Origin of the sequence: Aestuariivivens marinum (assembly GCF_022662175.1) — a bacterium.
In the GTDB taxonomy this organism is placed as follows: domain Bacteria; phylum Bacteroidota; class Bacteroidia; order Flavobacteriales; family Flavobacteriaceae; genus Aestuariivivens; species Aestuariivivens marinum.
Genome location: NZ_JAKMCR010000003.1, coordinates 160,653 through 173,614 on the forward strand (window position 1 = coordinate 160,653; position 12,962 = coordinate 173,614).

Annotated in this window: 12 protein-coding genes; 11 read left to right on the forward strand and 1 reads right to left on the reverse strand. The window is 35.1% G+C overall.

Annotated features, from left to right (window positions below; genetic code table 11):
• Positions 1-77: 77 nt before the first annotated feature.
• Positions 78-1,214, forward strand: a complete 1,137-nt coding sequence (gene bshA, locus MR053_RS09945) for an N-acetyl-alpha-D-glucosaminyl L-malate synthase BshA (RefSeq protein ID WP_242132290.1) — start codon at positions 78-80, stop codon at positions 1,212-1,214.
• A 59-nt stretch (positions 1,215-1,273) separates the two neighbouring features.
• On the opposite strand, the gene MR053_RS09950 is transcribed toward bshA, so the two are convergent.
• Complete coding sequence (locus MR053_RS09950; RefSeq protein ID WP_242132291.1) at positions 1,274-1,765, reverse strand: porin family protein; 492 nt, start codon at positions 1,763-1,765, stop codon at positions 1,274-1,276.
• Positions 1,766-1,913: 148 nt separating this feature from the next.
• Here MR053_RS09950 and MR053_RS09955 point away from each other — a divergent pair, with 148 nt between their 5' ends.
• The 10 genes from MR053_RS09955 to MR053_RS10000 all read left to right on the forward strand — a co-directional run bounded on the left by MR053_RS09955 (position 1,914) and on the right by MR053_RS10000 (position 12,955).
• Positions 1,914-4,835: an FAD-binding and (Fe-S)-binding domain-containing protein gene (locus tag MR053_RS09955; protein WP_242132451.1), complete on the forward strand. Its 2,922-nt coding sequence runs from the start codon at positions 1,914-1,916 to the stop codon at positions 4,833-4,835.
• Positions 4,836-5,020: 185 nt separating this feature from the next.
• Complete coding sequence (gene aroC / locus MR053_RS09960) at positions 5,021-6,079, forward strand: chorismate synthase (RefSeq protein ID WP_242132292.1); 1,059 nt, start codon at positions 5,021-5,023, stop codon at positions 6,077-6,079.
• Between the two features lie 27 nt (positions 6,080-6,106).
• Positions 6,107-6,529 (forward strand): hypothetical protein, encoded by a 423-nt coding sequence (locus MR053_RS09965; RefSeq protein WP_242132293.1) that lies wholly within the window; start codon positions 6,107-6,109, stop codon positions 6,527-6,529.
• Positions 6,530-6,645: 116 nt separating this feature from the next.
• Positions 6,646-6,951, forward strand: a complete 306-nt coding sequence (locus MR053_RS09970) for a hypothetical protein (RefSeq protein WP_242132294.1) — start codon at positions 6,646-6,648, stop codon at positions 6,949-6,951.
• 10 nt (positions 6,952-6,961) lie between these two features.
• Positions 6,962-7,504 carry an acyl-CoA thioesterase gene (locus MR053_RS09975; RefSeq protein WP_242132295.1) on the forward strand — a complete coding sequence of 181 codons (543 nt, stop codon included), beginning with the start codon at positions 6,962-6,964 and terminating at the stop codon, positions 7,502-7,504.
• A gap of 114 nt (positions 7,505-7,618) precedes the next feature.
• Positions 7,619-8,944, forward strand: coding sequence for a dicarboxylate/amino acid:cation symporter (locus MR053_RS09980; RefSeq protein WP_242132296.1), 1,326 nt, complete (start codon positions 7,619-7,621; stop codon positions 8,942-8,944).
• Between the two features lie 23 nt (positions 8,945-8,967).
• On the forward strand, positions 8,968-10,005 hold the full coding sequence (gshB, locus tag MR053_RS09985) for a glutathione synthase (protein ID WP_242132297.1): 1,038 nt from the start codon (positions 8,968-8,970) through the stop codon (positions 10,003-10,005).
• A 129-nt stretch (positions 10,006-10,134) separates the two neighbouring features.
• Positions 10,135-10,956 carry a sulfurtransferase gene (locus MR053_RS09990; RefSeq protein ID WP_242132298.1) on the forward strand — a complete coding sequence of 274 codons (822 nt, stop codon included), beginning with the start codon at positions 10,135-10,137 and terminating at the stop codon, positions 10,954-10,956.
• Between the two features lie 2 nt (positions 10,957-10,958).
• Positions 10,959-11,789 (forward strand): N-formylglutamate amidohydrolase, encoded by an 831-nt coding sequence (locus tag MR053_RS09995; protein ID WP_242132299.1) that lies wholly within the window; start codon positions 10,959-10,961, stop codon positions 11,787-11,789.
• Positions 11,790-11,794: 5 nt separating this feature from the next.
• Positions 11,795-12,955: a flavohemoglobin expression-modulating QEGLA motif protein gene (locus tag MR053_RS10000; protein ID WP_242132300.1), complete on the forward strand. Its 1,161-nt coding sequence runs from the start codon at positions 11,795-11,797 to the stop codon at positions 12,953-12,955.
• Positions 12,956-12,962: the final 7 nt, after the last annotated feature.

The following is a 12,962-nucleotide window of genomic DNA, read 5'->3' on the forward strand; positions in this document are numbered from 1 at the left end:
ATAAACAGCTATGATTAATTTTTAATCATAAAACGGAATGATAATTTGGATGTTCCATTTGAAAAAAATATTAATATATGAAAATAGGAATCGTTTGTTATCCAACCTTTGGAGGAAGTGGAGTAGTGGCTACCGAACTGGGTTTAGAATTGTCTAAACGAGGTCATGAAATTCATTTTATTACCTACAACCAACCTGTAAGACTGGAATTGTTAAGTAATAATGTACATTATCATGAAGTGACGGTACCTGAGTATCCGTTATTCCATTATCAACCTTATGAGCTGGCTCTATCCAGTAAATTGGTAGACATGGTAAAACTTCATAAGATTGAAATTTTGCATGTACATTATGCCATTCCACATGCTTATGCAGCCTATATGGCAAAACAAATGCTTCAGGAGGAAGGTATTTATGTTCCTATTGTAACTACGCTTCATGGTACAGATATAACATTGGTAGGTAGTCATCCATTTTATAGGTCAGCTGTTACTTTCAGTATCAATAAATCAGATGCTGTTACGGCAGTTTCAAAAAGTTTAAAGGAAGACACACTTAGGTTATTCGACATAAAGAACGAAATTCATGTAGTGCCTAATTTCATTGATTTAGATAAGCACAATTTTAATTTTACCGATTGCCAGCGAAGTATGATGGCAAGTGAAGATGAAAAAATTATTACACATATTAGTAATTTAAGACCTGTTAAGCGGGTTCAGGATGTTATAAAAGTGTTTTATAACATTCAGCAGAATATGCCTGCAAAGTTAATGGTAATTGGTGAGGGACCGGAACGGGAAAGAATTGAGTACGACTGTCAAAAATTGGGTATACTTGATAAAGTTATTTTCTTTGGAAGAAGTAATGAAATTGATAAAATATTATGCTTTAGCGACTTATTCTTATTACCATCGGAAACTGAAAGTTTTGGATTGGCAGCTTTAGAGGCTATGGCCTCTGGGGTTCCTATTATTTCAAGTAATACTGGTGGTATACCTGAAGTGAATGTTCATGGTGTTTCTGGATATTTGAGTGATGTTGGTGATGTCGATGATATGACCAAAAATGCCTTGTACATTTTGAGTGATGCCAATCGATTAAAAACATTTAAGGAAAACGCTAGAAAAGAATCCTTAAAATTCGATTTACATGCCATTGTACCACAATACGAAACGATTTATGAGGACACTTTAGCGAAGTGTTTAGTTTTGTAAAATAACCTCATAAAAAAAACACCGTTTTGGTGTTTTTTTTATGAGGTATATCTTTAGAATTAGAATTGATAACGTAATCCAAGGGCGATATCAAAATCTAAATCATCATTAAAATTTCCAAATCCAATTTCTGGTCTAAAGTCAAGTGATATTAGTAAAGGAATATCAAAACTATATTCTATACCAATATCTCCAGCAGCAAAGAAAAAAGTTTCGCTATCACTAATGGGACCATTAGGAGTATTAACATTAACATCAAATGAAGCTAAACCACCCCCAGCACCTACATACCAGTTAAACGTACCATCAAGAGGAAATACCCATTGGTATAGTCCTGCAAGTTTAAATCCATCATAATTGTTACCATCACGCCACCCTAGATCAAACTCTAAACGGTTATTGTCTCCTAAAGCACGTTGGTATGAAACTTCAGCACCAAAACCATCACTGTCCCCAAGTCTTAACCCTAATGCATTGTCTGCAATAGCTTGAGCGTTCGACGTCACTGTAAATCCAATAAGTGCAATTGCTAATAAAAATACTTTCTTCATAAGTTTTAAAGTTTTTTGTTTTATTATTAATATACGATCAATTGTTAAAAATAGATCATTTTCAACATTGATGTACTTTTACAAAAATAACGCCAAAAATGTAATTAACTTTAACGGCAAATTAGATTTTAAACAATTTTTTTCAAATATGGGCTTAGCGTCACATTTACAGACCTTAAGAAAAAAACTAACAGGAGAATTATTTTATGACGATTTAACTAAAGCACTTTATGCTACCGATGCCTCTGTTTATAGAATGTTGCCTATGGCAGTTGCATATCCCAAGACTAATAAGGACATCAAACTACTTATACATTTTGCTAAAGTGCATAAAGCTACTTTAATTCCACGTACGGCTGGTACTTCGCTTGCAGGACAATGTGTTGGGAATGGTATTGTAGTTGATGTGTCAAAGCACTTCACAAAAATTTTAAGTTTCGATAAAGAAACACAAACCATAACAGTACAACCAGGAGTGGTTCGTGATGCGTTAAATCTTTTTTTAAAGCCCCATGGTTTGTTTTTTGGCCCTAATACATCAACATCCAATCGATGTATGATAGGAGGTATGGTAGGTAATAATTCCTCAGGTTCTACTTCTATTAAGTATGGTGTAACAAGAGATAAAGTTTTACAGATCCATACCATATTGAGTGATGGTAGTGAGGCCATTTTTGGAGAAGTAAGTACTGAACAGTTTTTAAATAAAATAAAAGAAGTAAGTCTAGAAGGGCAAATCTATAATACCATTTATAAGGAATTAAAACCAAGAGCAGTACAAAATCAAATAATTGAAAATTTCCCAAAACCAGAAATCCATCGTAGAAATACAGGTTATGCCATTGATGAATTGATAAAATCTGAAGTCTTTTCTTCCTCCAAAGAATCGTTTAACATGTGCAAATTGCTTTCAGGCAGTGAGGGAACTTTAGCTTTTACGACACAAATTACATTAAAATTAGATAAGTTGCCACCTTCTGAAACCATTATGGTAGCAGCACATTTTAACAGTATAGAAAACTGTTTATATGCTGTAGCTCCCTTAATGAAACATGACTTATATACCTGTGAAATGATGGACAAGACCATTTTGGATTGTACAAAAAACAACAAAGCCCAACAGGAAAACCGAGAGTTTTTACAAGGAGATCCTATGGCAATTTTAATGTGTGAGGTTAGGGCTAATACATTACAAGAGGTTAATGAACAGGCTGAGTCACTAATAAAGGATCTGGAAAAAACTGGTTTAAGTTATGCTAATCCCAAACTTGTTGGTGACGAAGTCAATAAAGCCAATGCGCTTAGAAGTGCTGGTTTGGGGTTGCTTGGAAATATTGTAGGAGATAAAAAAGCAGTAGCCTGTATAGAGGATACGGCCGTTGTATTGAACGATTTAGCCAATTACATTTTTGAATTCACAGCACTGATGAAATCTTATAGGCAAAAAGCCGTTTATTATGCACATGCCGGTGCTGGTGAGCTCCATTTGCGTCCTATTTTGGACTTGAAGCAAAAAGAGGATGTTAGCTTATTTAGAAAAATAACCACGGATGTAGCACATTTGGTTAAAAAATATAATGGCTCTATGAGTGGAGAACATGGGGATGGTATTGTTCGAGCTGAATTTATCTCCATGATGATAGGTAAGGAGAATTATGAAATTTTAAAGCGCATAAAACAAGTCTTTGATGCTGATAATGTTTTTAATGCAGGGAAGATTGTCGACGCTTTTCCTATGGACCAATCCCTGCGTTACGAAGTTGATAGGGAAGAGCCCGAAATTGAAACCCTGCTCGATTTTTCTAAATCCCAGGGTATTCTTCGTGAGGCCGAAAAGTGTAACGGCTCAGGTGATTGTAGAAAGCTCCCCGAGTTTGGTGGTGTGATGTGTCCGAGTTATCGTGCGACACGAAATGAAAAAGATACTACACGAGCTAGGGCAAACGCGTTACGCGAATTTTTAACCAATTCCAATAAAGACAACCGATTTGACCATAAAGAACTTAAAGAGGTTTTTGATTTATGTTTAAGCTGTAAAGCTTGCGCCAGTGAATGCCCCAGTAGTGTGGATGTTGCGAGTTTAAAAGCCGAATTTTTATACCAATACCAAAAAGTGAATGGTGTATCATGGCGAACTAAGTTGTTTGCGTATAACAACCAATTAAATAAGCTGGCGAGCCGTTTACCAAAAATTTCGAATGCCGTTTTTTCAAATGGATTGACGGCATCCTTATTGAAACGTTCCTTTGGAATCGCTAAAGAAAGAAGCTTGCCTCTTATTTCCCATAAAAGTTTAGACAACTATTATTTAAAATTTAGAACAGACAGGAGAAGAGGAGGTTATATTAAAAAAGTGTATTTGTTTAATGACGAGTTCACCAATTTTTTGGACACACCCATTGGAATAGATGCTCTTGAATTGTTAAAAAGCTTAAATTACTTCGTTGAAATAATTGATCATAAAGAATCTGGTCGTACTTTCCTATCAAATGGATTCCTTGAACAAGCTAAAGTTTGTGCTAATAAAAATATTGAACTTTTTAAGGATAGAATTTCTGCAGAAACGCCTTTAATAGGTATTGAGCCTTCGGCGATTTTTACATTTAAAGATGAATATTTAAAACTTGCAGACAACAAAAAGGCAGCAGAATACATTACAAATCATACCTTTTTAATCGAAGAATTTATTCAAAAGGAGATAGAATTGGGGAATATTACTTCTGATAGATTTACATTGGAGGAAAAAATTGTTAAATTCCATGGGCATTGTCATCAAAAAGCGTTGAGTAACCAAAGCTCTAGTTTTGCAGTTTTGAATTTACCCAAAAACTATAAAGTTACTATTATACCAAGTGGTTGCTGTGGTATGGCCGGTAGTTTTGGCTATGAAAAAGAGCATTATAAGGTAAGTATGCAAATAGGTGAACAAATTTTGTTCCCTGCGGTTAATAAGGCATCCAGAGACACTATTATTGCAGCTAATGGAACTAGTTGTAGGCATCAAATAAAAGAAGGTACAGAGCGTGAGGCAAAGCACCCTATTAGTATTTTAAGGGAAGCCCTTCTTTAACCTAGATATTGAATTATTGGTTAATAGTTATTAAGTACGTTATAGTACAGATTGTTTTCTTTATCATTGGTTATAACGTGTGACTGAGAGCTGAAATTGTAATTTGTTAATCGAAACGATCACTTTTTAGAAACAGTACATTGTGTATTTCTAAGAATAGATTTACTTTAGCAAAAAATAACATTATGGCTGGTAATTCCTTTGGAAAACTATTTAATTTAACTACTTATGGAGAATCCCATGGCCCTGCTTTGGGCGGTGTCATTGATGGTTGTCCACCAGGGGTAACTTTAGATATTGAAGCCATTCAAAATGAATTGAACAGACGCAAACCTGGTCAGTCTGCCATTGTCACCCAGCGTAAAGAACCTGATACCGTAAAATTTCACTCTGGTATTTTTGAAGGAAAAACAACGGGTACTCCCATTGGTTTCGTTATTGAAAACACCAACCAAAAATCACACGACTATAGCCATATCAAAGATAGTTACAGGCCAAGCCATGCCGATTATACCTATGATCAAAAATATGGTTTACGGGATTATCGTGGTGGAGGTCGTAGTTCAGCTCGTGAGACTGCATGTCGTGTAGTTGCTGGGGCGATTGCAAAGCAAGTGCTAAAGGATGTTGAAATAACGGCTTATGTATCTGCCGTTGGCACTATGAAACTTGATAAGCTATATACCGAATTAGATTTATCCCAAACGGAATCTAACGCCGTACGTTGCCCAGATCAAACTATGGCCGCCAATATGGAAACCTATATAAAAGAAGTGCGCAGCAAAGGCGATACGGTTGGAGGTATTGTAAGCTGTGTGATTAAAAATGTACCAGTTGGTTTAGGCGAACCTGTTTTTGATAAATTACATGCCGAACTTGGTAAGGCCATGCTATCCATTAATGCGGTTAAAGGTTTTGAATATGGTAGTGGTTTTCATGGAAGTACCATGTACGGTAGTGCCCACAACGATGCATTTAATACAGATGGCTCTACAAAAACTAATTATTCTGGAGGTATACAAGGGGGGATAAGCAATGGTATGGACATTTATTTTAATGTAGCCTTTAAGCCTGTGGCGACCTTAATACAGAAATACGATACTATCGATAAGGATGGTAATATTGTAGAAATGCAAGGTAAAGGACGCCATGATCCTTGTGTGGTGCCGCGCGCTGTACCTATTGTAGAAGCTATGGCTGCTTTGGTTTTAGCCGATTTTTATTTACTTAATAAGATGTATTAGATTCATTTTTTAGTAATCTGTTTATTTATGAAATTCTCTGACGAACAATTTGAGGCTGTTACCTATATTTTTGAAAGAGCACATGGAAATATAAAAACCGATTATGAGAACGAAGTGATAAATATGTCTGGGCTTTCAAAATTTGAGCATTCCTTTTTGGAAAGAAATATCGTTAATGATCTTGATAAAGGAGTATATAACAATTCTACTGATCGAATAAGTGCTTATTGGGTATTGGGTAAGCGATTTAATAGAAATTTGATACCTGCCTTTCAAAAGTGGTTACGTTATGAATTAGATAGCAATGATGCTATTGCTGTTTATCAAATACTTATCGCTCTTGGAAACATGGATGAACCAGTTTTTAATCCAAAACGAAATGGTTCTTATGCTTCTTGGGAAGCTGAACTAAATATTGAAGACGCAAAGGATTATCTAAAGCATATTTAAAAATTCTTTTGATTACGTATGGTATAATTTCTACATCTTATACATTCTAAATACAAAAGTAATTCGACTAAATAATTATTTCTTAACTTTCTATTCCAAATAGATAAGTGTTATATATGAGAAATAAGAAAGAAGGAACCATGATGCAAATGGTTCGGTTTAAAACCAGATTGTCAGAAGAACAACTTCTTAAAGTCGCCAAGGAGCGCGAACCTCAGTTTAAAGCCATTTCCAGAATCTTACAGAAATATTATCTCAAATTAGAAGATCATGAATATGGCGGTGTTTATGTTTGGGATTCTATAGAATCGCTAGAAACATACAGGACTTCAGATTTAGCTGTCTCCATCTCTGATGCTTATCAGGTTGTAGAGCCTCCTACCATTGAAATGATGGATTTCTTATTTGAACTTAGAGCCTAATACTGTTGTGATGAGATGGGTTAAACTTCTTTTAATAATAGCGAAAGCTAGATTTAGACCAAAGGTTAATGGTTCAGAAACCACACGTGTAAATTTTAGGGTTTGGGTAACCGATATTGATGTATCGGTGATGAATCATGCTGCCATTATGACTGTTTTTGAAATGGGAAGAGCAGATTTTATGGTACGGACCAACTTTTTTAAAGTGGCTACAAAAAATAAATGGTTTTTTCCCAATCAAGCCATTCATGTACAGTTTTACAGGCCACTTAAAATGTTTCAAAAGGCTGAAGTTTATACTAGAATGTCTTTTGTTGACGATACATGGTTCTATTTCGAACAAAAAATCATGAGAAAAGGGAAACCCGTAGCAGCTTGTTTAGCCAATGGTTTGGCCAAACGGGGCAGGGAGACAATAGCTACTTCAAAAATCATTGAAGCTTTAGAGATAGATTCCAGTAAAGTACCCCGAAAAAAAAATGAACTAATAAATCTTTTTAATGTTAGTAATGGAGAGATGACTAGCAAGATTATAGAAAACTGGGATCTGTAAAGATTATTTTACTTTTTTAAAAGTCAAAGTAATTTGGTTTTGACACAAAACCATCAAAAATAATTATATTGCTTCAGAAATAATTTCTAAAACAAATAATACAAAAAATAAACTTTGAAAAAACTAGCACTACACTGGAAGATTATTATTGGAATGGTTCTGGGAATCATTTTTGGCTTCATTATGAATACTATTATTGGTGGAAAAGAATTTGTGACCGATTGGATAGCCCCATTTGGCACTATTTTCATTAATCTTTTAAAGTTAATCGCTGTCCCTTTAATTTTGGCATCATTAATCAAGGGAATTTCAGATTTAAAAGATATCTCTAAAATAAAATCCATGGGTTTAAGAACTATTGGAATATATATAACCACTACTTTGATAGCCATTGTTATAGGCTTAGGTATTGTAAATGCTATTAAGCCTGGTAATGGTATGCCTCAAGACACTATCGAAAAGATTAAATTAAAATACGAGAATGATGAAGGAGTAACAGGTAAACTAGTGGAAGCATCTGCTCAAAAAGATGCTGGGCCATTACGTGCGTTAGTTGATATTTTTCCAAGTAATATATTTAAGTCTTTTTCAGAAGCTTCTATGTTACAGATCATCTTTTTTGCTTTGTTTGTTGGTATTTGCTTGTTGTTAATTGGTGAACGAAAAGCCAAACCCCTGATAGATTTTTTCGATTCCCTTAACGAAGTAGTAATGAAAATGGTGGATTTAATTATGCTATTTGCCCCTTATGCGGTTTTTGCCTTACTGGCCAATGTTATTATAGCTTTTGATGATACTGAAATATTAGTAAAACTTTTATATTATGCTCTGTGCGTTGTTGGAGGATTGATATTAATGATACTATTTTATCTTATTTTAGTTGGGGTATTTGTGAAAAAATCACCTTTGTGGTTTATTAAAGAGATTAGTCCCGCACAGTTATTAGCATTTTCTACTAGTAGTAGTGCTGCTACATTACCTGTAACAATGGAACGTGTTGAAGAACACTTGGGAGTTGATAAAGAAGTTTCGGGTTTTGTTTTGCCAGTTGGAGCTACTGTTAACATGGATGGCACCAGTCTATATCAGGGTATAGCTGCCGTTTTTATAATGCAGGTTATTTGGCCCGAGGGATTGACCTTTACCAACCAAATGGTAATTGTTTTAACTGCCTTATTGGCATCTATTGGAAGTGCTGCGGTACCAAGTGCAGGTATGGTCATGTTGGTTATAGTATTGGAATCTATTGGATTTCCAGCAGAATTGTTGCCCATTGGTTTAGCACTTATTTTTGCAGTAGATAGACCGTTGGATATGTGCAGGACTGTAGTAAACGTTACAGGAGATGCTACAGTTTCCATGTTGGTTGCCAAATCTTTAGATAAGATACATGAGCCGAAGCCTAAAGAATGGGATGATCATTACGATGAAGTGAAGTAATTTAATTAAAAACCTAAAACTAAATGAACGTATGTTTTATAATGTACCCATGGGGTGACATTAATCCAGATACAGATTCATCCCTTGCGCTTATTAAAGAGTGTGCAAAAAGGGGACATGGCGTTGCGATGTGCACGCCAGCTAATTTAACCATTCGAAATAGTGTAACCAATGCATTTTGTACAGTTATTAATAGAATGGAAAAGGTACCCAGCAGCCAAAAAGTATTTTATAATAAAGCAAATTTACGTGAGGAGATGTTACCTTTGGCGGGGTTTGATGCCATATTTTTTAGAGCCAATCCACCTTTGGATCCTATTATGTTGAATTTCTTGGATTCAGTAAAAGATGATGTCTTTATCATCAATTCACTGGAAGGTATGCGGGAGGCCAACAACAAACTCTATACCGCTGCCTTTGGTGATGCTCACAGCAATATTATACCAGCGACCCATGTATCAAAGAACAAGAAGTATTTAATCAAGCAGATTAAAGAATCCAAAGCCGATAAAATGATTTTAAAGCCATTGAATGGCTTTGGAGGATCGGGTGTTATATTGATTGAAAAGTCAGCGATGAGCAATATTAATTCGTTATTGGACTTTTATATTAATAGTGGTGATGGTGATTCCAATTACGTTATTTTACAGGATTATATTGAAGGTGCCGATCAAGGAGATATACGTATTCTTTTATTAAATGGCGAACCCATTGGAGCTATGAGGCGGGTTCCTGGTTCTGATGACCACCGTTCAAATGTTTCTGCTGGGGGTAGTGTGCAAAGACATAATTTAACTAAGGCTGAAAAAGCCTTATGCAAACAAATTGGCCCTAAGTTGGTTAATGATGGTCTTTATTTTGTAGGCATAGATGTGATTGGAGGCAAGTTAGTTGAGGTTAATGTGATGTCACCTGGAGGTATTACTTATATCAATAAGGTATATAAACCAAAGATTAAGATTGAAGAAAAAGTGATTGACTTTTTAGAAAGTAAGGTATTGGATAAACTGCAAGCCTTCGATAGGCGCGCACGATTGCGAAAAACAGTAGAGGACGCTTAGTATAAATAGGTAGTTTACAGTTTGCAGTCTCATTTGTAATGAAAAAAATTAAAGTAATAACAAGATTGAAAATGAAGATTGAGAGATAGCATTACGCATAGAATCCATAATAACACAATAACCTAAAAAATGAGTGTAAAAATAACAATCACCCACCCATTAGTTTCTGTAGATTGGCTTAACGAGAACATTAATGCCGATAATTTGGTTGTTTTGGATGCAACCATGAACAAGCCATTAGACGCTTCCCAAAAACAAATTCCTAACGCTCGTTATTTTGATATAAAAAATAGATTTAGTAATACCACTGATCCTTTTCCAAACACTTTTCCGTCAACTGAGTTATTTCAGGAAGAGTCTAGGCTATTAGGAATTTGTAATGATAGCGTTATAGTGGTGTATGATGACAAAGGCATTTATTCCAGTGCCCGTGTTTGGTGGCTATTTAAGGCTTTTGGGTATGATAATGTAGCTGTTTTAAATGGTGGTTTTCCTGCTTGGACAAAGGCTAGTTATAGGACAGAACCCTTGCAGTTATATAATGGTGAAACAGGTGATTTTACACCTAATCTTCAGCCTAACCTGATGAAGTTTTTTAACGACATAAAAGCTATTTCGAAAAATAAGAGCCATCAAATAATTGATGCTCGTTCTGTAGGTCGGTTTAATTGTGAAGAACCCGAACCCAGAGCTGGGTTACGAATGGGAATTATTCCCAATTCAGTTAATTTACCCTACACAGATTTGTTGGAAGATGGTATGTTAAAGGACGAAAACCTCTTAAAGCAAAAATTTGACCAATTGGCCGATACAGATGATCCACTAGTGTTTTCTTGTGGTTCAGGAATAACGGCTTGTGTATTGGCATTAGGTGCCGAAATTTCTGGTTATAATAATATTTCTGTGTATGATGGGTCTTGGACAGAATGGGGAACTTTGGTTAAAGAATAAGTATGGAAAAACTTTCAGTACAACAAATTATTCAAAATATAAAGGACGAAATAATTTTTGAAGCTGTTGCTTCGGATTATTCATTTACTATAAAGATTTCAGCCTATGTCCCTTATGCTTGTGGTGCAATACATGATGGACATCAATTTAGAAAAGAGCTATGGGAACCTTGTCTGCATACTGAATATGAGCGGTGGTACGAAGAAGACCCAGAAACTAAGAATATGGTGCAATCGCTTCCCATCGTTATTGCTGGTTGTGATTCACGATTTGAATACGATCTAAATAGGGGGCCAGATGAGGCTGTTTTTGTAACGGCTTGGGGCAAACAGTTATGGAAATATCCACTAACAGAAGCAATCATTTCTAAAAGCCTTGAGAAGCATGCAAATTTTTATAAAGTAGTGCATGCCCTAATTGAAACTTTGGAATCTAAATTTGGGTTTTGTACGGTTTACGATATGCACAGCTATAATTGGAAACGATGGGATAGAGAAGTGCCGACTTGGAATTTGGGTACTAGCAATATTGATAATCAACGATTTGGAAATGCTATTGAGCAATGGCGGCTAAGCCTATCGGAAATACAATTTCCCAATGGAATTAAATCCACTTCAAAGATAAACGATACCTTTCAAGGCAATGGTTATTTTTTAAAATATATTACCCAAAATTTTAAAAATACCTTAGTTTTGGCAACCGAAATAGCCAAGGTGTACTGCGATGAATATGAACAAATTATATTCCCCGAAGTGGTTTCGACGGGAGAAAGGGAATTGAAGGAACGTATTCCCAAGCACGCACTGGAAACGTATAATATTTTTAAACCTTAAGCTTAATGTTGTTGGATAAGCATGTAGATTATAAAACACTCTTTGCAATTGATACTAAAATTGATGCTTTAGTTAAGCAAATAGAGTTACTGGCTTATGTTAATCCCATAAATATTGAAACCGAAAAGATTCGTTTTTTTTCATCAAAGTATTTAACCGATCCTGTTTTTAAATATCCTGAAATAAATTTTGACAGGTTTAAATTGCACAGGGAGTTGTTTATACAACCCTTAGAGCAAATTGAAGATACAGCTATTAAAAATTTATACGAGGATATTATATACAGCTATTCTGGATTAATTCAATGCATTGAAACCATTGGAAATGGTAAAAAATTCTATTATAACTGTCTACATTGTTTCGGCACGCCTACTGAAACAGATGTGGAAAATGCAAAGTTTATTCTTCATTTTGAAGATGAAGATATAAAAACAGAGCCTTTTGTTCCTAAATATTCTGCAAAAGAAGCCGAGGTCTTTTTTAGGGACTTTTCTAAACGCTATGACTTTAGTTATGAGGTAAAGCATTCCGATAAGATTTCGGCTATTGCTATGGTTTTAAATAATGTAAGAACATTAGTGTTAAATAGCAATTATACCTTTTCAGATAACGAAATAGCAGTATTAACCAATCACGAAATAGGGGTACACATGGTTACCACTATGAACGGAATATTACATCCGTTAAAAATATTTTCACACGGATTTCCTAATTATGAAGAGACTCAGGAAGGGCTGGCCGTTTTTGCTGAATATATGAGCAATAATCTTACTGTAAAGCGCTTGAAGGAATTGGCGTACCGGGTAATAGCTGTTGATAGTTTAGCCAAAGGCTATTCTTTTTCAAGAACATTTAGGTTGTTGCACAATCAATATAATTTGGATAAGGAAAATGCCTTTTATATAACAGTACGTGCTCATCGTGGAGGAGGATTTACTAAGGATTACTTGTATTTAACAGGACTTAAAAAAATCTATAACTATTACCATGAAGGGAAGGATTTAAGCCTGCTTTTAACGGGAAAGGTGTCTTTGGAATATGTTGATGAAATTCAGTCATTAATCGATAAAAAATTAGCAGTGCCTTCAAAACACATTACCGATGCTTATGCCCAAAACAAAAACACCAACAAAACCATAGATTTTATTTTAAGTAGTTTGAAGTAACCAATAA